Origin of the sequence: Pseudorhodoferax sp. LjRoot39 (genome assembly GCF_964253035.1) — a bacterium.
Classification (GTDB): domain Bacteria; phylum Pseudomonadota; class Gammaproteobacteria; order Burkholderiales; family Burkholderiaceae_C; genus Pseudorhodoferax.
Map to the genome: position 1 here is coordinate 418,660 of NZ_CAXUQL020000001.1, position 23,175 is coordinate 441,834.

A 23,175-nucleotide genomic window follows, 5' to 3' on the forward strand; every position below is an offset into this window, starting at 1 on the left:
TGAACGCCATCTCCACCATCAGCGCCGACGTGCGGGGCCTTGCCCTGCGGGCCGGGGCGCCCAATCCACTCATTCACCAGCTCTGACCATGCAACGCCGCCTGCTGCTGCTGGCCCTGCCGCTGGGGGCCGCCGCCTGCACCAGCCCCCCGCAGACGCGCGGCAGCGCACGCGGCGAGCCGGCCTCGGCCGGCGAGGCCGTGCAGTCGGACACCAACCGCATGGCCACGCTGGCCATGCGCGACAACCTGGCCAGCCTGATGCTGCTGGCCGACAAGCTGTACCGGCGCAACCCGGCCGAATGGCGCCGCGCCGGCCAGGCCAGCCGCGAAGCCGCGCTCGACAACCTGGCTGCGGCCATCCGCACGGCCCAGCCCCCGGCCTCGCTGCAGGGCAAGCGCGACATTGCCGCCATGGCGCTGGCGCTGCAGCCCGACTTCGTGGGCGACCGCGTGAACGCCTTCGTCTACGCCACGGCCGACATGCTGATCGTGGCCCACGGCGGCAAGACCAGCTTCAACCTGCTCGACGGCCTGGAGCCGCAGCTGCTGCACAACGCCGCGCGCAACGTCGAGGCCGCCGCCTGGCTGCTGGCCCAGCGCCGCAACAGCGCCGGCCAACCGCTGTTGCTGGCCGACGAGATCAACGCCACGGAGCGCAACCTGAGCTTCGAGCGCGAGTTCGGCAAGATCATCGGCCGGCTCGACCTGCTGGCCGCCTACCTGACCGAGAAGTTGCGCCGCGCCGCCATCGGCTATGTCCAAAGCCTTTTGGGCGGGCAGTTCTTCCAGTTCCTTCCAGTGAGATAGCGCCAAAGGTTGGTGGGCGACAATCCCGCCCCATGTTTGCCCCGCTCCAGAACGACACCTTCCTGCGCGCCTGCCTGCGCCAGGCCACCGACCACACGCCGATCTGGCTGATGCGCCAGGCGGGCCGCTACCTGCCCGAGTACCGCGCCACGCGTGCCAGGGCCGGCAGCTTCATGGGACTGGCCACCAACCCGGACTACGCGACCGAGGTCACGCTGCAGCCCCTGGAGCGCTACCCGCTGGACGCCGCCATCCTGTTCAGCGACATCCTGACCGTGCCCGACGCCATGGGCCTGGGCCTGTCGTTCGCGCTGGGCGAAGGACCGCGCTTCGCCACCCCGGTGCGCGACGAGGCGGCCGTGGCCCAACTCGCGGTGCCGGACATGGACAAGCTGCGCTACGTGTTCGACGCGGTCACCTCCATCCGCCGCGCGCTCAACGGCCGCGTGCCGCTGATCGGCTTTTCCGGCAGCCCCTGGACGCTGGCCTGCTACATGGTGGAGGGCCAGGGCTCGGACGACTACCGCCTGGTCAAGAGCATGCTGTACGGCCGGCCCGACCTCCTGCACCGCATGCTGCAGATCAATGCCACGGCGGTGGCCGCCTACCTGAATGCCCAGATCGAGGCCGGGGCCCAGGCCGTGATGCTGTTCGACAGCTGGGGCGGCGTGCTGGCCGACGGCGCGTTCCAGGAGTTCAGCCTGGCCTACACGCAGCAGGTGCTGGGCCAGCTCAAGACCACGCACGACGGCCAGACCATCCCGCGCATCGTGTTCACCAAGGGCGGCGGCGTCTGGCTGGACCAGATGGCCGAACTCGACTGCGAGGTGCTGGGCCTGGACTGGACCGTGAACCTGGGCCAGGCGCGCGCCCGCGTCGGCGACCGCAAGGCGCTGCAAGGCAACCTCGATCCCAATGTGCTGTTCGCGCCACCGCAGGCTGTGGCCGCCGAGGCCCGCCGCGTGCTGGACAGCTTCGGCCCGCCGCACCAGGGCCCGGGGCAGGGGCCGACGCAGATCTTCAACCTGGGCCACGGCATCAGCCAGCACACGCCGCCCGAGCATGTGACAGCCCTGGTGGAAGCCGTCCACAGCCACTCGCGCCAGCTGCGCCGCAGACACATCCTTTGACCTTTGCATACACGTCGCCGGCTGCAAAAGAGTTGGCACCGGCCTCCACTTATGCACAAAAACGGTGATGCGGCGTGGCAAGCCCTCTCACAGCAGGTACCGCCTCCCTCCTGCCTTGACATCCATGTAAGTTGTTGATTTATAACAAATCTGTTTTTTGCATGATTTGCGGGCAATGGACCGCGGAGCCTTGACTGACAAGGGATTGCGAAAGCCCAAGGCCAGCTATCAACAAAGTTATCCACAGATTCCTGGGATGACTTTCAAACAACTTCTGAATCAACAACTTAAGGGCATAACCTTGAGTTCACATCAACAACCCAGGTTAGTGCGCGCCTAGCATGCTTTTCACCGTTTCCGTGGTCGTGCAACTGCCGGCGCACAGCGCGCTGGCCGGCCCGCTGAGCTACAGCAGCGACCAGGCGCTGGAGCCCGGCACGCTGGTGCGCGTGCCGCTGGGCCGGCGCGAAACCCTGGGCGTGGTCTGGGATGCGGCGGCGCAGCCGGACGGTGCCCAGCTGAAGCCCGTGGCCAGCGTGCTGGAAGGCATTGCCCCGTTGGGCGCGGCGTGGCGCCAGCTGGTGGGCTTTGCCGCCGGCTACTACCAGCGCGCACTGGGCGAGGTGGCGCTGGCCGCACTGCCACCGCAGCTGCGCGAGCTGGACGCCGCGCAATGGCAGCGCCGTCTGCAGCGCAAGAGCCGCAAGGCCGCGGTCGCGGCCGCAGCCGAGGCGCCGCCACCCGAGCCGACCGAGGAGCAAGCGCAGGCGCTGGCGCGCATCCAGGCCGAGGACGGCCCGTTTCTGCTGTACGGCAGCACCGGCAGCGGCAAGACCGAGGTCTACCTGCGCGCGGTGCAGGAAGCCCTGGTGGCCGATCCCCAGGCCCAGGCGCTGGTCATGGTGCCCGAGATCAACCTCACGCCGCAGCTGGAGGAGCGCTTCGTGGCCCGCTTCGCGCCAGCATTCGGCCGGCACGCGCTGGTCTCCATGCACAGCGGCATGACGCCCGCCCAACGCCTGGCCAGCTGGCTGGCGGCCCACACCGGCAGCGCCCGCATCGTGCTGGGCACGCGCATGGCGGTGTTCGCTTCGATGCCGGGGCTGCGCCTGATCGTCGTCGACGAGGAGCACGACCCCAGCTACAAGCAGCAGGAAGGCGCGCGCTACTCGGCGCGTGACCTGGCCATCTACCGCGGCCGCCTGGAAAGCCGGCACAGCGGCCAGCCCTGCCGCGTGCTGCTGGGTTCGGCCACGCCCTCGCTGGAAAGCTGGCACCACAGCCGCCCGGCGGCCGACGGCGGCAAGTACCAGCGCCTCGCCATGCCCAGCCGCGTCGGCGCTGGCCGGCTACCGGCCGTGCGCCTGGTGGACATGGGCCAGCAGCCGCGCAACACCCAGCTCGCACCGCAGCTGATGGCCGCCATCGGCGCACGCATCGCACGTGGCGAGCAGGCCATGCTGCTGCTGAACCGGCGCGGCTACGCGCCCGTGCTGGCCTGCGGCAGCTGCGACTGGAAGAGCGCCTGCCCGCACTGCAGCGCCTACCGCGTGTTCCACAAGGTCGACCGTTCGCTGCGCTGCCACCACTGCGGCTTCGCCGAACGCGTGCCGCGCGCCTGCCCCGAATGCGGCGACGTCGACCTGGCACCCGTGGGCCGCGGAACCGAGCGGCTGGAAGAGCATTTGACGCAACTGTTCGAGGGCATCGCACGCCCCGGCGCCGAGGGCGAGGACCGGCGCGTGCGCGTGCTGCGCATCGACGCCGACAGCACGCGCCACAAGGGCGCGCTCGAGGAGCAGTTGGCCCAGGTGCATGCGGGTGCGGTCGACGTGCTGGTCGGCACGCAGATGATTGCCAAGGGCCACGACTTTCGCCGCATCACGCTGGTGGCCGCCGTGAACCCGGACGGTGCGCTGTTCTCCAGCGACTTCCGCGCGCCCGAGCGCCTGTTCGCGCTGCTCATGCAGGCGGCCGGGCGGGCCGGCCGCGACGCCAGCCAGGGTGCGGCAAGCGAGATGTGGGTCCAGACCGCCCATCCGCAGCACGCGCTGTTCGCGGCGCTGCGCCGGCACGACTACCCGGCGTTCGCAGACGGCCAGCTGGCCGAGCGCATGCAGGCCGCCATGCCGCCGTTCAGCTTCCAGGCCCTGGTGCGGGCCGATGCGCGCACGCAACAGGCGGCCCAGGCGTTTCTGACGCAGGCCAGCAGCGCGGCGACGGAGTTGCCTGGCGCCGACCAGGTGCTGGTGTACCCCGCCGTGCCGACGGCGATCCAGCGTGTGGCCAATGTGGAGCGGGCGCAGATGTTGATCGAGAGCGCGTCGCGCAGCGCGCTGCAGCAGTTCCTTGCGGCCTGGCAGGCGGTGCTGCACAGCACGCGGCGCGATGGCGGCATCGAGGGCGTGCTGCGCTGGGCCATCGATGTCGATCCGCTGATGGTCTAGCCCGGATCTTTCATGAAGTAAGGGTCGGCAGCCTCGTGCCGAGGCGCGTTGCCATAGGTATCTCACCCCCTATGCCAACCGAGGACTGCCGATGCCAAAGTGTACGAACAAGAAGCTGGACTTTGGACGTGCGGGCCGACGCGTCATCGAGGCGGACTTCGACGGGGGCGACCTGAGCAGCGAGGCCGGCGTGCTGTTGCTGCGGCGCATGGACCAGCGGCTTGGTTTGTCCACCTCGGCTGCGCGAGCGCTGGGCGATGAGCGCCAGCGCGGCAAGGTGCGCCACAGCCTGGCCAGCATGCTGGCGCAGCGGGTGTACGGGCTGTGCCAAGGCTGGGCCGACGTCAGCGATCACAACGCGTTGCGCACCGACTTGGCGATGCAGACGGCCGTCGGGCGCGATGAGGCGTTGGCCAGCGCGCCGACGCTGAGCCGCCTGGAGACAGCGGCCACGCCTGCGCAGGCCTGGGCACTGCACGGCGTGCTGATGCAGCAGTTCATTGCCAGCCGGCGCACGGGGCCTGCCCCGCGCGAGTTGGTGCTGGACGTGGACGCCACGCACGTGCCGCTGCATGGCGAGCAGGAGCGCGGCTTCTTCCACGGCTACTACGACAACTACTGCTATTTGCCGCTGTACGTGTTCTGCGGCCAGGACTTGCTGGCGTGCGTGCTGCGGCCCAGCGACCGCGATCCGGCCAGCGTGGTCACGGCGTTGCTCAAGCGGCTGGTCGATGCGCTGCGCAAGGCCTGGCCCAAGGTGCGCATCGTCGTGCGCGGCGACAGCGGGTTCTGCCGCCCGCGCGTGCTGCGCCGCCTGGACACCTGGGGCGTGCACTACGTGATCGGCCTGCAGAAGAACGCGCGGCTGCTGCGCCAGTGCGAACTGGCAGAGCTGGCGCTGGCCGATCAGTACCGGGACCGGGGCACCAAGCAGCGCATGTACGGCAGCTTCGATTACGCCGCCGACAGCTGGGACCGGCCGCGGCGCGTGATTGCCAGACTGGAGCACGGCCCGCAAGGCGCCAACCCGCGCTTCATCGTCACCAGCCTGTCTGGCCAGGACCGGCACCTGTACGAGCAGCGCTACTGCGCGCGTGGCGAGGCGGAGAACCGCATCAAGGAGGCGCAGCTGGACCTGTTCGGCCGGCGCGCCAGCTGCCACCGCTTCTGGGCCAACCAACTGCGCCTGCTGTTGGCCGCATTGGCCTACACGCTGATGATCAACCTGCGGCGCCACGCGCTGGCCGGCACCGAACTGGCCAACGCGTGCACGGCCACCATCCGCGTCAAGCTGCTCAAGATCGCTGCGGCCATCGTGCGCAACACCCGCCGCGTGCGCGTGATGCTGGCGTCCAACCATCCCCTGCGCGAGGTCTTCGCCAGCGCCGCGCACGCGCTGGCCCCGTAGTGCACGCCGAGCGCTGTCCCCGGCGTGTTGAGCAACAACGGGGGTAAGGGGGTGGTGCGTGCGCAATAGCCCTGTTTAGCCCGAAGCACCGCGGATCGGCTCGCTGCCCCCTCGAATCGACCTCATGCAGCCCTCGCGGCAGCAATAGGCATCGCGTTCACGAAAGATCCGGGCTAGACCGCCACGCGGCCGATCAGGTCGCGCGCGAAGCGGTTGCGGTTCGCGGCGAACCAGTCGGGCGTGTAGCGCGCCGCAATGGTGCGCGCGGCCTCGCCCAGGGCCGGCGCGTGCAGCAAACGCCGCAGCGCCTCGCGCGCACTGCATTCGGCCGGATTCCAGAGCGCGGCAGCGCCGCAGGCTGCCACGCGCTGTGCCACCTTGAGCTTCTCGAAATCGGACGGCAGGATCAGCTGCGGCTTGCCCGCCAGCAGGCAGTGGCTGACCAGCGCGGTCGAGCCATGGTTGATGACGGCGTCGGCATCCGCCAGCACGCGGCCCAGGTGCAAGGGTTGGCGCAGCACGCGCACCGATGTGTGGCGGTAGCGCGCCAGCATCTCGTCCGGCGCGTCGCGCCAGACGCACAGCGTGACCGCATCCGACAGTCGCAGCTCGTCCAGCAGCGCGCTGGCACCGGCACCATTGCGCAGGTGCGCGAACACGCGGCGGCGCTGCCAGCTTTCCGGCCAGGGCGCGTCGACGGTCTCGTGGTGGCTGGCCAAGGGGCCTACCCACAGGCCCTCATGGCGCGGGCCATAGGGGTCGGTTTCGGGAATGCACTCGAACACCCGACGCGGGTGGCGCAGGATGAGGGGCAGCGAACTCGCATGCGGACCGCCGAAGCGCTGTCCGACCTGGGCGATCGTGTCCGACAGCCGCGCCACGCGCTCGGCCGTGCGCTGGCCCAGCGGCGATGCGGCGCGCACACCTGCGTAGGGTGGGCAATCGGGCGGTGGCGCGTCGAAACCGTTGGTGATCTGGAAGGCGGGCAGGCCCAGCAGCTGGCTGGTCAGCTGCGCGGCCGGCGCATAGTCCAGCACCACGCATTCGGGCGCCAGCACATCGATGAGACGGGCCCAGCCCTCGACGGCCGCGAGCAGCCGGCCGGCATCGTCGAAGCCGCTGGCCAGCAGCACGTCGGCGAAGGAGTCGGCGCGGAAGTCCGGGCCGAAGGTTTGTTGTTCCAGCACGGGTGCCTCTTCCCGGCGCTGCGACAGCGCGACGAGCGCCGGCGCGCTGTGCTGGCTGCGCGGTACCACCCAGACCGGCTCGCCGCCTTGTTGCTCCACCATGCGCGCGACGGCCAGCAACCGCGACAGACGCCCGAAGTTGCGGCCATGTTCCCAGGCCAGAAGAACGCGCGGCCGGCGCCGCTCGGTGATCCAGGCAGGCCGCCTGTGCACGGTATCGCTCCCCACGAGAGCTGCTGGTATGGCCATGGCATCCACTCCGGTTTCATGTTGTTACATTGAATGGAATGTATGCATTGCATGCAGAGCGCACAAGAAGTGCGCGGCACTAAAACCGGCTTGTGTGACGTGCTACCGCTGCGGGCTCAGCGCACGCAGCCAGCCCAGGCCCGCGCTGGTTCCGGCGGCTGGCCGGTATTCGCAGCCAACCCATCCTGTGTAGTCCAGCGCGTCCAGCACCCTGAAAAGGTGGGGATAGTCCAGCTCGCCCGTGTCGGGTTCGTGGCGCGCCGGCACGCCAGCGATCTGGATGTGGCCCACACGCCCGGTCGGCAGGTAGCGGCGCAGCTTGGTCTCCAGGTCGCCTTCGACGATCTGACAGTGGTACAGGTCCATCTGCACCGCCAGGCCGGCGCCGCCCACGGCTTCGACGACGGCATGGGCCTGGTCCTGGCGCTGCAGGAAGTAGCCCGGCATGTCGCGACCGTTGATGGGCTCGATCAACACGGTGCGGCCGGCCGCGTGCGCCTCGTCCGCGGCCCAGGACAGGTTGGCGCAATAGGTGTCGTGCATGCGTGCGCGGTCAGCGTCGGGCGCCACCAGGCCCGCCATCACGTGCAGGTGCGGGCATTGCAGCGCCTCGGCATAGGCCAGCGCGCGCGCGAAGCCGCTGCGGAATTCCTGCTCGCGGCCCGGCAATGCGGCGATGCCGCGCTCGCCCGCCGCGAAGTCGCCGGGTGGCGCATTGAACAGCACCTGCGACAGGCCGGCCCCGTGCAGCCGCGCGGCGATCTCGTCGGCCGCGAATTCATAGGGGAACAGGAACTCGACGCCGCGAAAGCCGTCCCGCGCCGCTGCCGCGAAGCGCTCCAGGAAATCGTGCTCGTTGTACATCATGCTGAGGTTGGCGGCGAAGCGGGGCATAGGGTGTCTCCAATGGAAATCGTGGCGCGCGTCTTGTACCACTGGCCGGCCTCGGCTTAACAGCGGCGGCGCTGCACCGCATAATGGCGCCCCAGGACGGACCGCCCTCACGGCCACGCACTGGCTGCGCCAAGGGCCCGCCCTGCCGCCGCAATGCAAGAACACCGCCCATCGTCCATCCTGTCCGGCCCCTTCGCGGGCCAGCCCAGCCGTCGACTGCAGCCTCGCAACGCGCTGCGCTGGCCAGTCACCATCCTGGTCTCCGGCGGCAACGAACGCCGGGGCACGACTGTGGATCTCAGCGCCGAGGGCCTCTCGCTGTCCACCGACCGGCCGATCACGCCGGGCTCGCGCTGCACGCTGCTGCTGCGCCCCAGGCCCGACGAAGAGGGGCTCAAGCTGGAGGTCAAGGCGGTGTACTCGTCCTATACGGCGCCGGGTGACTTCCGCATCGGCATGGCCTTCCTGCCGCAGGACGCAGAGGGCCGCGACCGGCTGCGCGCCGTCGCCACGGCCCGCGCCTGAGCACGCGGCGAACTCGCGCCCGGCGTCTACGCGGGTGCTTGCGGCAGGCGCACCACGGCGTCCAGCCCCAGCACCTGCCCGTCCGCGGCGAGCCGGTTGTCCAGCGCGATCTCGCCCTCCAGCGTCTGCACGATCTCGCGGCAGATCGCCAGGCCCAAGCCCGAGCCACGCGCCACGTCGCCCGCCGCGAAGGGCGTGAACAGGCGCTGGCGCAGTTCGGCCGAGATGCCCGGCCCGTCGTCGGCCACGCGCAGCAGCGCCGACCCGGCCTGCGGCCGCACCTGCACCAGCAGCGCTGCCCCGGGCGGACTCAGGCGGATGGCGTTGTGCAGCAGGTTGCGCGTGAGTTCCTGCAGCATCCAGCGGTGCGCCCGCACCGGCGTGGGCTGCACCTCGAGCGCGAAATCCAGGCCCTTGTCGGCCAGCAGCGGTGACAGGTCCAGCGCCACGTCGCGCACCGCCTCGGCCAGGTCGATGCGTTCGAATTCGGGCCGCTGGCGCAGCTGCTCGACCTTGGCCAGCGACAGCATCTGGTTGGCCAGCACGGTGGCGCGCTCCACGGTGGCGCCGATCTCGTCCAGGGCCTGCGGCGCCGGTGCGTCGCCGCGCCGGGCCGATTGCACCTGGGTCTTGAGCACGGCCAGCGGCGTGCGCAGCTGGTGCGCCGCATCGCGCACGAAGCGCTTCTGGTGGTCCAGCAGGCGCTGCAGCCGGTCCATGACGGCGGTCATCGCGTCGATGAGCGGCGCCAGCTCGCGCGGCGCATCGGGCGCCTGGATCGGCGACAGGTCGTCGGCCGCGCGCGCCTCGATGGCCTGGCCCAGCGCGCGCACTGGCCGCGTGGCGCGCTGCACCACGAACACGGTGGCGCCGGCCACCACGGCCAGCAGCAGCAGTTGGCGCCACAGCATGTCCAGCAGCAGCCGGCGCGCCAGCGTCTCGCGCAGCTCCAGTGTCTCGGCCACCTGCACCACCGCCATGCCGCGGCCGTGGGCGCTGGCCACCGGCTGCAGCAGCACGGCCACGCGCACGGGCAGGTTGCGGAAGTGGTCGTCGTAGAAGTCCACCAACGCCGCATAGGGCGGTCGCGCCGGCAGACTGCCGCGCCAGAACGGCAGCTCGGCGAAGCCGGAGACCATCTCGCCGTCGCTGCGCGAGACGCGGTAGTACATGCGGCTCTGGTTGTCGGCCTCGAAGGCCTCCAGCGCCGAGAACGGCACGGTGGCGCGCAGCTCGGCCAGCTCGTCGTAGCCCCGCACGTCGAGCTGCTCGCCGATGGTCTTGGCCGAGGCCAGCAGCGTGCGGTCGTAGGCCGTGGTGGCAGCCGCCAGCGCTTGGCGGTAGACGCTGATGCTGTTGAGCACGATGAACAGCGTGAGCGGCAGCAAGAGCCCCAGCAGCAGCCGAAAGCGCAGCGAGGTGCGGGCCATCAATCGGGCTTGAGCAGGTAACCCAGGCCGCGCAAGGTGACCAGGCTTGCGCCGCTGCCGGCCAGCTTCTTGCGCAACCGGTAGGCCACGACCTCGATGGCCTCGGCCTGCACCTCGGCCTCGCCCGGAAACACAAGTACAAACAGCCGCTCCTTGGCCACGGCGTGGCCGGGTTTGGCCATCAGCGCGCGCAGCAGCGCGGCCTCGCGCGGCGTGAGTTCCAGCACCTCGCCGCGCAGGTAGATCGCGCCGCTGGTCGGGTCCAGCCGCAGTGCGCCAACCTCGGGCACGGGTTCGTCCACGCCGCCCTGGCGCCGGCGCAGCGCGCGCAGCCGCGCTTCGAGTTCATCCAGGTCGAAGGGCTTGGGCAGGTAGTCGTCGGCACCGGCGTTCAGGCCCAGCACGCGGTCGCCCACGGTGCCGCGCGCGGTCAGCAGCAGCACGGGCGTGCGCAGGCCGGCGGCGCGCGCCTCGGCCAGCACCTGCAGACCATCGCGGCCGGGCAGGCTCAGGTCCAGCGCCACCACGTCTGGCTCCAGCGCCTGCCATTGCGCGAGGGCCGCAGCACCATCACCGCAGACGCGCACGTCGATCTGCTTGCGGCCCAGCGCACGCTGCAGCGTGGCCTGCATCGCGGGATCGTCTTCGACGAGCAGCAGCTTCATGGTTCTCGGTATTTACCCCAGGCTGGCGGACAGCCAACTGACAGGAGGGCGGCGCATCATAGCCACGCCGTCAGGCTCCCGTCAGTCCATGGCGGGCCGCTTCTTTCACACACACCAAGGAGACGCAAGCATGCGCCGCGACACCTTCCTCAAGTCCATCGCCGCCCTCGCCGCCACCGGCGCCCTGCCCCTGCACGCGCTGGCCGCGCCCAACGTCAAGATGCTGATCCCGGCGAATCCGGGCGGCGGCTGGGACATCACGGGCCGCGCGCTTGGCAAGGCGCTCATGGATTCCAAGGCCGCCGACACCGTGAGCTTCGACAACAAGGGCGGCGCGGCCGGTGCGCTGGGCCTGGCCCAGTTCATCAACGGCTCCAAAAACGACGCCAACGCGCTGATGGTCATGGGTGCCGTGATGCTGGGCGGCATCATCACCGGCAAGCCGCCCGTGAACCTGTCGCAGGCCACGCCGATCGCCCGCCTGATCAGCGAATACAACGTGTTCGTGCTGCCGGCCAACTCACCGTTCAAGACCATGGCCGACGTGGTCGCGCAACTCAAGAAGGACCCCGGCAGCGTCAAGTGGGGCGGCGGCTCGCGCGGCGCCACCGAACACATCGCCGCGGCCATGATCGCCAGCCGCGTCGGCGTCGACCCGTCCAAGATCAACTACGTCGCCTTCCGTGGCGGTGGCGAGGCCACGGCGGCCATCCTGGGTGGCAACGTGAGCATCGGCGGCAGCGGCATGAGCGAGTTCGCGCCCTACATCGCCGACGGCAAGATGCGCGCGATCGGCGTCACCTCCGAGCAGCGCCTGCCCGGCGTCAACGTGCCCACGCTCAAGGAGCAGGGCATCGACGTGGTGATCGGCAACTGGCGCGGCGTCTACGGCGCGCCGGGCCTGTCGGCGCCGCAGCGCAAGGCGCTGACCGACATGGTGCTGACCGCGGTGAAGAGCGCCTCCTGGCAGGAGGCGGTCAAGAAGAACGACTGGACGTCGGCCGTGCTGACCGGCCCGGAGTTCGACAAGTTCGTCGACGACGAGTTCGCCTCGCTGCGCGCCATCATGGCCAAGTCGGGCATGGTGTAACCAGCCCGCCCCCGTTTGGACGGCTTCACTTCGTGGCCGTCCGATCCCCCCTCGCGGGGGCGCACCCAGCGGCCGGGCAAAGCCCGTTCCGCGGGTGCCCTGGCCTCGGTCGCGCCATGCCCATGGCGCCATGCCTCTGGAGTTAACGCATGACAGATTCTTCTTCCAACAAGGGCCCGCAGACCCTGGTCGCCCTGGGCGTGCTGCTGACCGGCCTGGCCATGGGCTGGGGCGCGCTGGGCATTTCGTCGGACGCCGGCTACGGCGGCGTGGGCCCCAACTTCCTGCCCCTGCTGTGCGCGGGCGCGCTGACGCTGTGCGGCGCCTTCCTGCTCTGGGAGGCGCGCAGCGGCGGCTTTCGCGACATGGGCGACGAGGCCGACCTGCCGCCGCCGAACTGGAGCGGCCTGGTCTGGGTCTCGGCCGGGCTGCTTCTCAACGCCGCGGTGATCGAGCACCTGGGTTTCATCCTGGGCTGCACGCTGTGCTACGTGCTGGCCGTTCAGGGCCTGCGCCGTGCGGCCGGCCAGGCGCTTGCGGGCAACGCACGCACCTGGGCGACGGACCTCGTCACCGGCCTGCTGATCTCGGCACCGGTGTACTGGATGTTCACCAAGTTCCTGGCCATCAACCTGCCGGGCCTGACCGAGACGGGGTGGTTCTGACATGGACATCTTCAACGCATTGATGCAGGGCTTCAGCCAGGCCATCACCGTCAGCAACCTGCTGTGGTGCCTGGTCGGCTGCGCGCTCGGCACCGCGGTCGGCGTGCTGCCCGGCATCGGCCCGGCCGTGGCCGTGGCCATGCTGCTGCCCATCACGGGCAAGGTCGAGGTCACGGCCTCGATGATCTTCTTCGCCGGCATCTACTACGGTGCGATGTACGGCGGCTCCACCACCTCCATCCTGCTCAACACGCCGGGCGAGACCGCCTCCATGGTCACGGCGATGGAGGGCAACAAGATGGCCAAGAACGGGCGTGCCGGCGCCGCGCTGGCGACGGCGGCCATCGGCTCGTTCGTGGCCGGCACCATCGCCACCGTCATCGTGACGCTGTTCGCGCCCGGCGTGGCCGAGTTCGCGGTCAAGCTCGGCCCGCCCGAGTACTTCATGCTGATGCTGCTGGCCTTCACCACTGTCAGCGCGGTGCTGGGGCAGAGCACGCTGCGCGGCATGACGGCGCTGTTCATCGGCCTGGCGATCGGCTGCGTGGGGCTGGACCAGATCTCGGGCCAGGGCCGCTACGTGGGCAACATCCCCGAGCTGCTGGACGGCATCGAGATCGTGCTGGTGGCAGTCGGCCTGTTCGCGGTGGCCGAGGTGCTCTACGCCGTGCTGTACGAAGGCAAGGTGGCCGAGTCGCAGAACAAGCTCAGCCGCGTGCACATGACGGCGCGCGACTGGAAGCGCTCCGTGCCGGCCTGGCTGCGCGGCACGGCCATCGGCACGCCGTTCGGCTGCATCCCGGCCGGCGGCACCGAGATCCCGACCTTCCTGTCCTACGCCGCCGAGAAGAAGCTGGCCAAGGACCCGGCCGACAAGGCCGAGTTCGGCACCAAGGGCGCCATCGAAGGCGTGGCCGGCCCCGAGGCCGCCAACAACGCCACCGTGACGGCCGCGCTGATCCCGCTGCTCACGCTGGGCATCCCGACCAGCAACACCACGGCCATCCTGCTCGGCGCGTTCCAGAACTACGGCATCCAGCCCGGCCCGCAGCTGTTCACCACCTCGGCCGCGCTGGTCTGGGCGCTGATCGCCTCGCTGTACATCGGCAACGTCATGCTGCTGGTGCTGAACCTGCCGATGGTGGGCCTGTGGGTCAAGCTCTTGAAGATCCCCAAGCCGCAGCTGTACGCCGGCATCCTGATCTTCTCCACCGTGGGCGCCTACGGCATGCGCCAGAGCGCGTTCGACCTGTTCCTGCTGTTCGGCATCGGCCTCTTGGGCGTGCTCATGCGGCGCTACGCCTTCCCCACCGCGCCGGTGGTGGTCGGCATGATCCTGGGGCCGCTGGCCGAGGCGCAGCTACGCAACGCGATGTCCATCGGCGAAGGCAGCGCCATGGTGTTCCTGCAGCGGCCCATGTCGCTCGCGCTGCTGGTCGTGGTGCTGGCCGTGCTGATCCTGCCCCGCGCGGTGCAGTGGATGGGGCGGCGCAAGGCGGCCTGAAGCCCCGCCAGACCTACGGAAAAGCCGGCAGCATGCCCCCTGGCGGGCGTACGCTGCCGGCTTTTGCATTTTTCAAGGAGCGCGCAATGGAGACCAATCAACTGCACCGGGGCCGGCTGATCGACCACATCCAGCTGGTGGTGCGCGACCTCGAAGCCAGCCGGCGCTTCTACACCGCCGTGTTCGCGGTGCTGGAGATCCCGTTGGGCGGCACGGCCGACGACTACTTCTGGGCCGACGAGCTGTTCGTCTCGACCGCCAGCAGCGAGGCCGCCCAGGGCGAGCTGACAGGACGCCACCACCTGGCCTTCCAGGCCAAGGACCGCGCCACCGTCGACGCCTTCCACAAGGCGGCACTGGCCCATGGCGGCCGCGACAACGGCGGCCCCGGCGAGCGCCCCTACCACCCGGGCTACTACGGCGCCTTCGTACTCGACCCGGACGGCAACAACATCGAGGCGGTATTCCACGGTGAGGCGCAGCGCAACGTGCCCTCGGTGGTCGTCACCTTCTAGACAGCAACTGCGGGTTCCTACGGACTTACATACCGTACCTCAGCGCTGACACTCGCAGCCCGCTGGCACCATGCCAGTGCATCGCTGAAGGTTTCATGATCCATTTCTCTGGGGCGCCCGCGCGGCGCCATCTGCTGCTGGTCCTGGCAAGCAGTGCGGCCCTTTCATTGGCCCTTCCGGTCCTCGCACAGGACTACCCAAGCAAGCCCGTCGAACTCGTGGTCTCGGCTGCCGCCGGCGGCGGCACCGACGCCGTCGCGCGCACCTTCGCCGAGGCTGCGCGCACCCATTTCGCCCAACCCATCGTGGTCGTCAACAAGCCCGGCGCAGCCAGCTCCATCGGCTTCACCGACGTGGCGCTGGCCAAGAAGGACGGCTACAAGATGGGCGTCATCAGCGTGAACCTGGCGATCCTGCCCGCGCTGAACCTGACCAAGGTGGTCGTGGAGGACTACACCTTCATCGCGCGGCTCAACAACGACCCCTCGGCCATCACCGTCGCTGCCGACGCGCCGTGGAAGAGCATCGAGGAGTTCCTCGCCGCCGCCAAGCAGGCGCCCGAGAAGATCCGCGTGGGCAATGCCGGCACTGGCGACGCCTGGCACGTGGCTGCACTCGCGCTCGAGGAGAAGACCGGCACGCGCTTCACGCACATCCCCTACCAGGGCGGCAACCCGGCCGTGCTGAGCCTGCTGGGCGGCCATCTCGACGCCGTGACCGTGAGCCCCGGCGAGGTAGCGCAGCACGTGGCCGCCGGCAAGCTGCGCGTGCTGGCCACCATGGCCGATGCGCGCATGCCCGGCCTGTTCGCGAACACGCCCACGCTCAAGGAGCGCAGCATCGACCTCACGGTGGGCGCCTGGCGCGGCCTGGCCGTGCCCAAGGGCACGCCCGACGAGGTGGTGGCCAGGCTGCGCACCATGGCCCGCAAGGCCGCTGCCGAGCCGGCCTTCCGCGAGACGCTGGAGCGCAGCAACCTGGGCTACGCGTATGCCGAAGGCGACGTGTTCCTGCAGCAGATCCTCGCGGACCGCGAGATGTTCAAGGGCATCCTGGCGAAGATCGACGTCAAGAAGTAGGGCCTACAGCAGGCCCGGGTTGCGTTGCCAGACGGCCCAGTTCAGCGCGGCCGCGAACGTGACCCAGGCCAGGTAGGGCAGCAGCAGCAGGCCGGCGCTGCGGCGCACGCGCCAGAAGCCGGCCAGCGTGGCAGCCAGCAGCGCCCACAGCAGCACAATGTCGGCGAAGGCCGGCCCGCCCAGCCGCCAGCCGAAGAACAGCCAGCTCCACAGGCCGTTGGCCGCCAGCTGCACGAGGAACAACAGCAGCGGCACGCACCAGCCGCGCAGGCGCCAGACCTGCCAGGCCGCCACGGCCATCATCAGATAGAGCAGCGTCCAGACCGGGCCGAACACGCTGGCCGGCGGTGCCCAGGCCGGCTGCTCGAGCTGCGCATAGAAGGCCGGCGCGCCACGCGATGCGAACGCGCCCAGCGCGGCGACGGAAAAACACAGCAGCAGCCAGCCCAGCAGTCCCAGCCAGGGGTGTCGGGTGCGCGCGGTCGGGGGTGGAGGAAGCGGCATTGCGCCATGGTGCCCGGTGCACGCGTGCGCGTCTGTAGGCCACACGCGCGCGACAAGGGCCTGCCGCCGAAGCGACAGCCGCGCCGCCGCCGGGTAGCGAAGGTGACACGGCCGCCGCGAAACGCTGCGCTAGGCTCGCGCCTCACTGTTCCACCACGCCAAGAATCCATGGATTTCAGCCTCTCCCCGCTTCAACAGGATCTGCAGGAGCGCACGCGCCGCTTCATCGCCGAAGAGGTGATTCCGCTGGAGAAAGACCCGCGCCAGGACCACCACGGCCCGCACGAGGCACTGCGCGACGAGCTCGTGGCGCGCGCCCGGCGCGCCGGCCTGCTGACACCGCATGCCTCCAAGGAGCATGGCGGCCTGGGCCTGTCGCACGTGGACAAGGCCATCGTGTTCGAGGAAGCCGGCTACTCGCCGCTGGGGCCCGTCGCGCTCAACATCCACGCGCCCGACGAGGGCAACGTGCACCTCATGGAAGTGGTGGCCACGCCCGCGCAGAAAACGCGCTGGCTGCAGCCGCTGATCGACGGCCACGTGCGCTCGTGCTTCTGCATGACCGAGCCGCCCCCGGGCGCCGGCTCCGACCCGTCGATGATGCAGACCCTGGCCGTGCTGAACCGCGATGAAGAGGGCGACCACTACGTGATCACCGGCACCAAGTGGTTCATCACGGGCGCCACCGGTGCGGGCTTCGCCATCATCATGGCGCGCATGGAGGACGGCAGCGCCACCATGTTCCTGGCCGACATGGCGCAAAAGGAGATCGTGATCGAGCGCCAGATCGATGCGCTGGACAGCTGCTTCACGGGCGGCCACGGCGTGGTGCGCTTCGACGGCCTGCGCGTGCCGGCCACCGACGTGCTGGGCGAACTGGGCCAGGGCTTTCGCTACGCGCAGATCCGGCTGGCGCCCGCACGGCTCACGCACTGCATGCGCTGGCTGGGCCAGGCGCGCCGTGCCCATGAGGTGGCGAGCGAGTACGCCAAGACGCGCCAGGCCTTCGGCCAGCCGCTCGTGGAGCACGAGGGCGTGGGCTTCATGCTGGCCGACAACGAGATGGACCTGCACAGCGCGCGGCTGGCGATCTGGCACTGCGCCTGGGTGCTGGACCAGGGCCACAAGGGCCGCCACGAATCCAGCGTGGCCAAGGTGCTGTGCTCCGAGGCCGAGTGGCGCGTGGTCGACCGCTCGGTGCAGATCCTGGGCGCCAGCGGCGTCTCGGACGAGACCATCGTCGCGCGCATCTTCCGCGACATGCGCGCCTTCCGCGTCTACGACGGCCCGAGCGAGGTGCACCGCTGGAGCATGGCCAAGACCATCGCGCGGCGCGGCCTGCGCTGAGCTGACCCGTCTGCGGGCGGCTACGGCCGTGCCGTCGCCTTCAGCTGCTCGACCAGCCGCTCGCGCAGCACCGCCAGGCCGCGGTCGTCGTCGGCCGCCTTGCGCGTCACCAGCGTGAGCTCCAGCACCGGCGCACTACGCCCCAGCCGCAGCACGCGCACCGGATAGGCCGTGAGCAGCGTGCCGTCCAGCAGGTGGATGATGGCCACGCCCAGGCCGCCGCTGACCATGGCGACGATGGCCGGTGCCGAATCCAGCTCCAGCACGCCGCGCTTGTCGGGCACCAGCGACAGCACATGGCGGGCGGCCATCGCACCGGTGACGGTGTTGCGGTCGTAACGGATCCAGTCGTGCCGGCGCAGCAGGGCCGTGGCACTGGACTCGGTGGCATCCGGCGGCGCGATCAAGACCAGCTCGCGCCGCGCCAGCGGCCACCAGCGCAGCTGTTCGCTGCCGCCCTTGGCCGGCATGGCCACCACGGCCGCATCGATCTGGCCGGCCTTGACGCCTGCGATCAGCGTGGCGCTGCGCCCGCGCACCGGCCGCACCGCCAGCCGCGGGTGCTGCGCGCGCAACGCCGACAGCGTGCCGGGCAACAACGAAGGCAGCAGCGACTCGATCACGCCCAGGCGCAGCACGCCTTCGATCTCGATGCCGGGGCGCCGGCGCAGGCCGTCGAGCCGCTGCAGCCCGCCGCGCATGGCGGCGGCGACATCGAACGCCGCCACGCGCGGGCGCACCTGTGGACCGGAACGGTCGAACAGCGGCTGCCCCAGGTACTGCTCGAGCTGTTTCATCTGCATGCTGACAGCACTTGGCGTGAGGTTCATCGCGGCCGCGGCACCGGCGAAGCTGCCCGTGCGCAACACTGCATCGAGCGTGGAGAAGGCTTCGATCTTCATCAAATTCCTTGACGTTCCAATTCAAGAATCATCGCTTTTTCTTGACGATGCTCAAACCTAGACTTGGCCATCCCTACTGGAGACCGCATGAGCCAAGAGAACAAGCCGAGCGCCTGGTTGGCGCACGACGCCGCGCAGGACCTGTCCTGGACCATCCGCATGACGCCCGAAGAGGCCGCCGGCTTCGACACCGCGCTGGCCCATGCCGAGACCGCCGCCAAGCCCTTGTTGGCCATGACGCGGGCCGACTTCCCACTGCCTGCGGCCTCGCGCGCTGTGCTGGAGCGCGCCATCGCCACCACCCAGGGCCGCTGGGGCATGTGCCTGCTCAAGGGCTTCGGCGTGGACCGCTGGACCGAGGCGCAGACCCGTCTGGCCTACTGGGGCATGGGCCTGCACATGGGCACGGCGCGCACGCAGAACCGCGCCAGCGAGATCATCAACGACGTGCGCGACACCGGCGCCGATTACAAGGTCAAGGGCGGCCGCGGCTACAACACCAACGCCGGGCTGGACTTCCACCAGGACTCCTGCGACGTGGTCGCCCTGCTGTGCCGGCGCACCGCCAAGAGCGGCGGCACCAGCAAGGTGATCAGCTCGATCGCGCTGCGCGATGCGGTGGGCCGGCTGCGGCCCGACCTGGTGCCCGTGCTGCAGCAGGACTGGTACCACAGCTACCAGGGCACGCAGGATCCGGTGCAGCCGCCCTACTACCGCTGCCCCATCGTCGGCGACGACCCCGACTGGTTCTGCGCCCGCACCAACCGCAAGAACACCGACGCCGCGCAGCGCGACTTCGACGAGGTGCCGCGCCTCACGGCCGCCCAACGCGAGGTGCTCGACCTGCTGGACCAGCTCATGCCCAGCGACAAGCTCTGCTACTCGATGGAACTGGAGCAGGGCGACCTGCAACTGCTCAACAACTACGTGACGCTGCACTCGCGCACGCCGTTCGAGGACTTCGACACGCCCGACCGCAAGCGCCACCTGCTGCGCCTGTGGCTGGCCGTGCCGTCCTCGCAGCCGCTGCCGCCGAAATGGGAGGAGTACTACGGCGACCGCCGCGCCGGCAGCGTGCGCGGCGGCGTGCGCGGCAGCGCCATCACGGCCGAGTTCCTGGCCTACGAGGAACGCCAGGCGGCCGATCTGGGCATGGCCTGGCGGCCCTGGCGCCCCCTGGTCACGCGCGACACCGCCAGCGCCTGAAGCACAGCGACAACGATTCCACGGAGTACGAGACATGCAACGACGCGAACTGCTGGGCGCCCTGGGCGGCGTGCTGGCCCTGTCCACCACCACGGGCCTGCAGGCCCAGCCTGCCGTGACCCGGCTGCTGGTTGGCGCCACACCGGGCGGCGGCACCGACATCGTGGCGCGTGCGCTGGCACAGGAACTCAGCACGCGCATGGGCCGCCAGTTCATCGTGGACAACGGGCCGGGTGCGGCCGGCAACATTGCGGCCCAGGCCGTGGCCAAGGCCCAGCCCGACGGCGCCACGCTGCTGCTGAGCTACACCAGCCACGTCATCAACCCCTCGCTGTACGACAAGCTGCCGTTCGACACGGTGCGCGACTTCACGCCCATCGCGGGCGTGGCTTCGCTGCCGGGCATCCTGGTCGCACACCCGTCGCTGCCGGCCAACACGCTGCCCGAACTCGTCGCGCTGGCCAAGGCCAAGCCGGGCAAGCTCAACATCGCGATCGCCGGCCTGGGCAGCTCCAACCACCTGGCCGGCGAGGTGCTCAAGCTCGACGCCGGCCTGCAGATCACCAGCGTGCCCTACAAGGGAACGGGGCCGGCGCTGCAGGAGGTCGTGGCCGGGCAGATCGAGCTCGTGATCTCGGGCGTGGCCAGCGTGCAGCAGCTGCTCAAGGCCGGCAAGGTCAAGGCCTTGGCCGTGACCAGCCTGCAGCGCGTGGCCGAGTTCCCGCAGGTGCCCACCATCGCCGAGACGCTGCCGGGCTTCGACTTCAGCTCTTGGTACGGCCTGTTCGGCCCGGCGGGCATGGACGCGGCCGAGACCCAGCGCCTGGCGCAGGCGGTGCAGGCCGCGCTGCAGTCGCCAGCGCTGCGCGAGCGCTTCCGCCACGAGGGCCTGATCGCGATGGCGCGCGGCCAGGCCGAGTTCGGCGCCTTCGTGCAGAGCGAGATCCCGCGCTGGGCCAAGATCGTCAACGCCACTGGCGCCAAAGCCGAATGACGACGCTGCGCGAACGCCTGGCCGAGCCCCGGCCGCTGCTGGTCCCCGGCGTCTACGACGCGCTGACCGCGCTGCTGGCCGAGCAGGCCGGCTTCGAGGCGCTGTACCTGTCGGGCGGCGCCGTGGCCTACAGCCAGCTCGGCCGCTCCGACATCGGCCTGACAACGGCCAGCGAGACGGCCAACGTGCTGGCGCGCATCACCGACCGCGTGCGTCTTCCCGTCATCGTCGATGGCGACACCGGCTACGGCAATGCACTCAATGTGCAGCGCACGGTGCGCGACTTCGAGCGCGCCGGTGCCGCCATGGTCCAGCTCGAAGACCAGGACTTTCCCAAGCGCTGCGGCCACTTGGCCGGCAAGTCGCTGGTGTCCTGCGCCGAAATGCAGGGCAAGCTGCATGCGGCGCTGGACGCACGCCGTTCGCGCGAGACGCTGATCCTGGCGCGCACCGATGCCGTGGCGGTCGAGGGCCTGGACGCCGCGTTCGAGCGTGCCGAAGCCTACCTGGCATGCGGCGTGGACGCGCTGTTCATCGAGGCGCTGCGCTCGCGCGAACAGATGCAGCAGGCCTGCGCGCGTTTCGCCGGCCGCACGCCCATGCTCGCCAACATGGTCGAAGGCGGGCAGACGCCGATCGGCAGTGCCGGCGAACTCGGCGAGATCGGCTTTCGCATCGCCATCTTCCCGGGCGGCACTGCGCGCTTCGTCGCGGCCGGCCTGCAGCTGTACTTCACCCGGCTCAAGGCCGACGGCAGCACGGCTGCGCTGCGTGAGCGCATGCTGGACTTCGACCAGCTCAACGGCGTGATCGGCACGCCCGAACTGCTGGCGCAGGGCCAGGCCTACGCCGACCCCGGCGCCCGCTGACGCAGCAGCAGCGCCTGGGCCAGCAGCCCGCCACCGGCCCAGCCCAGCATCAGCACGCCCAGCCAAACCGGCCCGTCCATGGGCACCAGGCTCACGGCGAAGCCACCCACGGCGCCAGTCAGCTGCTGCATGAGCCCGGCCACCGCCGCGGCCGATCCGGCCAGCGCCGGCACCAGGCCCACCGTGCCGATCAGCGTGGGCGGCAGCAGCAGGCCATGGCCGATGCCCATGGCCAGCATGGGCAGCGACAGCGCCAGCGGATGGTGCAGGCCGGCCAGGCCCAGCACCAGCACCGTGACCAGGCCGCTCAGCGTGACGGCCTGGCCCAGGTTCATGAGGAAGCGGTCGCTGCGGCCCGCATGCAGCAGCCGTTGCGTGAGCAGGTTGCCGACCACATAGGCCACCGGCGGCGTCATGATGTACAGGCCCATCTGCTGCGGCCCCACGCCGTAGCTGGCCAGCACCAGCGGCGCGCCGCCCAGAAAGGTATAGAAGGTGCCGGCCGTCATCGCGAGGATGCCCACGTACAGCACGAAGGAGCGCTCGCGTGCCAGCCGCGCATAGCCGCCCAGCAGCGTGGCCACGCTGGCGCCCCGGGCCTGCACGGGCGGCGGCGTGGCCGGCAGCCAGCGCCAGGCCGCCACCAGCAGCCCCGCAGCCAGCAAGGCGATCAGCAGGAAATTGGCCTGCCAGCCCCAGCGCGCATGCACCTGCCCGCCCAGCAGCATGGCCGTGGGCGGGCACAGGCCCATCATCATGCCGATGAAGGCCATCACGCGCGTGCGCTCGGAGCCCGTGAAGAGATCCTGCACCATGGCCCGGCCGATCACCATGCCGGCCGCGCAGCCCGCACCCTGCACGGTGCGCGCGAGGTTGAGCACCGCGAGGCTGGGCGCCAGCGCCGCGGCCAGCGAGCCCAGCAGCGCCAGCACCAGGCCGGCCAGCAGCACGGGCTTGCGGCCGATGCGGTCGGACACCGCGCCGTAGACCAGCTGGAACACGCCGTAGGCCGCCACGTAGCCGCCAAAGCCCAGCTGCACCTGGGCCTGGCTGGCGCCGAACTCGGCCGGCCACTGCTGCATGGAGGGCAGGCAGATGGTCATGGCCAACAGGCCCAGGGCCAGTTGCGCGACGAGGTTGGCGGTGAGCCAGACCGGACGGACGGAAGCGGCGGGAAGAACAGGCATCGTGGGTGGCAGGCGAAGCCGCCGATGTTGCCCCAAGTCGGCCGCCGTGCCGGCCCATGCGCGGCGTCGGACACCGGGCTTCGCCAACGGCGTGCCGCACAACGCGCCGCGTCCTACAGCGCTGCGGTCCGTGCCGACCAGAATGAATCCATGGCGCGACAGCCCGCCGCGCACCACCGGAGGACACCATGCGACACACCGCTTCCCTTCCCGTGCTGTTCGCGGCCGTGGTCGGCCTGGCAGGCGCAGGCGCCCAGGCGCAGGACCTGGTCGTCAACGAAGGCCAGGATTCGATCCGTTTGACCGATGCGGCCTGCAGCAACGCGGCCGTGCTCCAGCGCATCGCCCCGGCCGAGCGCGCCCTGTTCCGCACCGCATCGGCCACGCTACAGGGCCAGCGCTACACCGCCTGCTGGAGCCGCGTCTCCAGCGCCGTCTACATCGTCTACGAAGACGGCGACCAGGGTCTGGTGCCGGTGGCCAGGCTCAAGGTGCCGGTGGACATCTGAGGTCCGGCGCCCCAGCGCGTCACAACTCCTTGCAAATGCGCTGCCGTTCGCTTCACGGCCT

The 23,175-nt window shown here is 70.3% G+C and carries 22 protein-coding genes; 15 read left to right on the forward strand and 7 right to left on the reverse strand.

From position 1 onward, the window contains the following. Positions 1 to 88 precede the first annotated feature (88 nt). The 4 genes from ACSQ4M_RS01975 to ACSQ4M_RS01990 all read left to right on the forward strand — a co-directional run bounded on the left by ACSQ4M_RS01975 (position 89) and on the right by ACSQ4M_RS01990 (position 5,793). Complete coding sequence (locus ACSQ4M_RS01975) at positions 89 to 808, forward strand: hypothetical protein (protein ID WP_436188002.1); 720 nt, start codon at positions 89 to 91, stop codon at positions 806 to 808. A gap of 32 nt (positions 809 to 840) precedes the next feature. After that, the gene (gene hemE / locus ACSQ4M_RS01980; protein ID WP_436188003.1) at positions 841 to 1,938 is read left to right on the forward strand and encodes a uroporphyrinogen decarboxylase; all 1,098 of its coding nucleotides are present in this window, start codon (positions 841 to 843) and stop codon (positions 1,936 to 1,938) included. Positions 1,939 to 2,279: 341 nt separating this feature from the next. Beyond that, on the forward strand, positions 2,280 to 4,385 hold the full coding sequence (gene priA, locus ACSQ4M_RS01985; protein WP_436188004.1) for a replication restart helicase PriA: 2,106 nt from the start codon (positions 2,280 to 2,282) through the stop codon (positions 4,383 to 4,385). A gap of 91 nt (positions 4,386 to 4,476) precedes the next feature. After that, entirely contained in the window at positions 4,477 to 5,793 is a 1,317-nt protein-coding gene (locus ACSQ4M_RS01990) for an IS1380 family transposase (RefSeq protein ID WP_436188005.1), read from the forward strand. A gap of 173 nt (positions 5,794 to 5,966) precedes the next feature. Here the strand turns inward: ACSQ4M_RS01990 and ACSQ4M_RS01995 are convergent, their stop codons facing one another. Together ACSQ4M_RS01995 and otnI are read right to left on the reverse strand one after the other, a co-directional pair. Continuing rightward, on the reverse strand, positions 5,967 to 7,193 hold the full coding sequence (locus ACSQ4M_RS01995) for a glycosyltransferase (RefSeq protein WP_436188006.1): 1,227 nt from the start codon (positions 7,191 to 7,193) through the stop codon (positions 5,967 to 5,969). Positions 7,194 to 7,331: 138 nt separating this feature from the next. Beyond that, positions 7,332 to 8,123: a 2-oxo-tetronate isomerase gene (gene otnI / locus ACSQ4M_RS02000; RefSeq protein ID WP_436188007.1), complete on the reverse strand. Its 792-nt coding sequence runs from the start codon at positions 8,121 to 8,123 to the stop codon at positions 7,332 to 7,334. Positions 8,124 to 8,276: 153 nt separating this feature from the next. Here otnI and ACSQ4M_RS02005 point away from each other — a divergent pair, with 153 nt between their 5' ends. Next, positions 8,277 to 8,648 (forward strand): PilZ domain-containing protein, encoded by a 372-nt coding sequence (locus ACSQ4M_RS02005; RefSeq protein WP_436188008.1) that lies wholly within the window; start codon positions 8,277 to 8,279, stop codon positions 8,646 to 8,648. A 26-nt stretch (positions 8,649 to 8,674) separates the two neighbouring features. Here the strand turns inward: ACSQ4M_RS02005 and ACSQ4M_RS02010 are convergent, their stop codons facing one another. Next, complete coding sequence (locus ACSQ4M_RS02010) at positions 8,675 to 10,078, reverse strand: sensor histidine kinase (protein ID WP_436188009.1); 1,404 nt, start codon at positions 10,076 to 10,078, stop codon at positions 8,675 to 8,677. Then, a complete protein-coding gene (locus ACSQ4M_RS02015; RefSeq protein ID WP_436188010.1) occupies positions 10,078 to 10,743 on the reverse strand; it encodes a response regulator in 666 nt (221 codons plus the stop codon). The genes ACSQ4M_RS02010 and ACSQ4M_RS02015 overlap by 1 nt, the downstream gene beginning before the upstream one ends. Before the next feature lie 130 nt (positions 10,744 to 10,873). Between ACSQ4M_RS02015 and ACSQ4M_RS02020 the strand changes: the two genes are divergently transcribed. The 5 genes from ACSQ4M_RS02020 to ACSQ4M_RS02040 all read left to right on the forward strand — a co-directional run bounded on the left by ACSQ4M_RS02020 (position 10,874) and on the right by ACSQ4M_RS02040 (position 15,596). Next, complete coding sequence (locus ACSQ4M_RS02020; RefSeq protein ID WP_436188011.1) at positions 10,874 to 11,833, forward strand: Bug family tripartite tricarboxylate transporter substrate binding protein; 960 nt, start codon at positions 10,874 to 10,876, stop codon at positions 11,831 to 11,833. A 149-nt stretch (positions 11,834 to 11,982) separates the two neighbouring features. Further along, positions 11,983 to 12,498: a tripartite tricarboxylate transporter TctB family protein gene (locus ACSQ4M_RS02025; protein ID WP_436188012.1), complete on the forward strand. Its 516-nt coding sequence runs from the start codon at positions 11,983 to 11,985 to the stop codon at positions 12,496 to 12,498. A 1-nt stretch (position 12,499) separates the two neighbouring features. Further along, a complete protein-coding gene (locus ACSQ4M_RS02030) occupies positions 12,500 to 14,002 on the forward strand; it encodes a tripartite tricarboxylate transporter permease (protein ID WP_436188013.1) in 1,503 nt (500 codons plus the stop codon). An 86-nt stretch (positions 14,003 to 14,088) separates the two neighbouring features. Continuing rightward, the gene (locus ACSQ4M_RS02035; protein ID WP_436188014.1) at positions 14,089 to 14,517 is read left to right on the forward strand and encodes a VOC family protein; all 429 of its coding nucleotides are present in this window, start codon (positions 14,089 to 14,091) and stop codon (positions 14,515 to 14,517) included. A gap of 95 nt (positions 14,518 to 14,612) precedes the next feature. Continuing rightward, a complete protein-coding gene (locus ACSQ4M_RS02040) occupies positions 14,613 to 15,596 on the forward strand; it encodes a tripartite tricarboxylate transporter substrate binding protein (protein ID WP_436188015.1) in 984 nt (327 codons plus the stop codon). A gap of 3 nt (positions 15,597 to 15,599) precedes the next feature. On the opposite strand, the gene ACSQ4M_RS02045 is transcribed toward ACSQ4M_RS02040, so the two are convergent. Continuing rightward, positions 15,600 to 16,100 carry a TspO/MBR family protein gene (locus tag ACSQ4M_RS02045; protein WP_436188016.1) on the reverse strand — a complete coding sequence of 167 codons (501 nt, stop codon included), beginning with the start codon at positions 16,098 to 16,100 and terminating at the stop codon, positions 15,600 to 15,602. Between the two features lie 168 nt (positions 16,101 to 16,268). Here ACSQ4M_RS02045 and ACSQ4M_RS02050 point away from each other — a divergent pair, with 168 nt between their 5' ends. Next, on the forward strand, positions 16,269 to 17,447 hold the full coding sequence (locus tag ACSQ4M_RS02050) for an acyl-CoA dehydrogenase family protein (RefSeq protein ID WP_436188017.1): 1,179 nt from the start codon (positions 16,269 to 16,271) through the stop codon (positions 17,445 to 17,447). 20 nt (positions 17,448 to 17,467) lie between these two features. On the opposite strand, the gene ACSQ4M_RS02055 is transcribed toward ACSQ4M_RS02050, so the two are convergent. Then, the gene (locus ACSQ4M_RS02055) at positions 17,468 to 18,349 is read right to left on the reverse strand and encodes a LysR family transcriptional regulator (RefSeq protein ID WP_436188018.1); all 882 of its coding nucleotides are present in this window, start codon (positions 18,347 to 18,349) and stop codon (positions 17,468 to 17,470) included. A gap of 87 nt (positions 18,350 to 18,436) precedes the next feature. On the opposite strand from ACSQ4M_RS02055, the gene ACSQ4M_RS02060 reads away from it, so the two are divergent. Genes ACSQ4M_RS02060 through ACSQ4M_RS02070 form a run of 3 tightly spaced genes read left to right on the forward strand, consistent with a single transcriptional unit; the run spans position 18,437 to position 21,418 of the window. Further along, positions 18,437 to 19,555, forward strand: a complete 1,119-nt coding sequence (locus tag ACSQ4M_RS02060) for a TauD/TfdA family dioxygenase (RefSeq protein ID WP_436188019.1) — start codon at positions 18,437 to 18,439, stop codon at positions 19,553 to 19,555. A gap of 34 nt (positions 19,556 to 19,589) precedes the next feature. Next, positions 19,590 to 20,549: a tripartite tricarboxylate transporter substrate binding protein gene (locus tag ACSQ4M_RS02065; RefSeq protein WP_436188020.1), complete on the forward strand. Its 960-nt coding sequence runs from the start codon at positions 19,590 to 19,592 to the stop codon at positions 20,547 to 20,549. Beyond that, entirely contained in the window at positions 20,546 to 21,418 is an 873-nt protein-coding gene (locus tag ACSQ4M_RS02070; RefSeq protein WP_436188021.1) for an isocitrate lyase/PEP mutase family protein, read from the forward strand. Before ACSQ4M_RS02065 ends, ACSQ4M_RS02070 begins: the two co-directional genes overlap by 4 nt. Here the strand turns inward: ACSQ4M_RS02070 and ACSQ4M_RS02075 are convergent. Continuing rightward, complete coding sequence (locus ACSQ4M_RS02075) at positions 21,394 to 22,605, reverse strand: MFS transporter (RefSeq protein WP_436188022.1); 1,212 nt, start codon at positions 22,603 to 22,605, stop codon at positions 21,394 to 21,396. The genes ACSQ4M_RS02070 and ACSQ4M_RS02075 overlap by 25 nt on opposite strands. Before the next feature lie 188 nt (positions 22,606 to 22,793). Here ACSQ4M_RS02075 and ACSQ4M_RS02080 point away from each other — a divergent pair, with 188 nt between their 5' ends. Continuing rightward, positions 22,794 to 23,114: a hypothetical protein gene (locus tag ACSQ4M_RS02080; RefSeq protein WP_436188023.1), complete on the forward strand. Its 321-nt coding sequence runs from the start codon at positions 22,794 to 22,796 to the stop codon at positions 23,112 to 23,114. Positions 23,115 to 23,175: the final 61 nt, after the last annotated feature.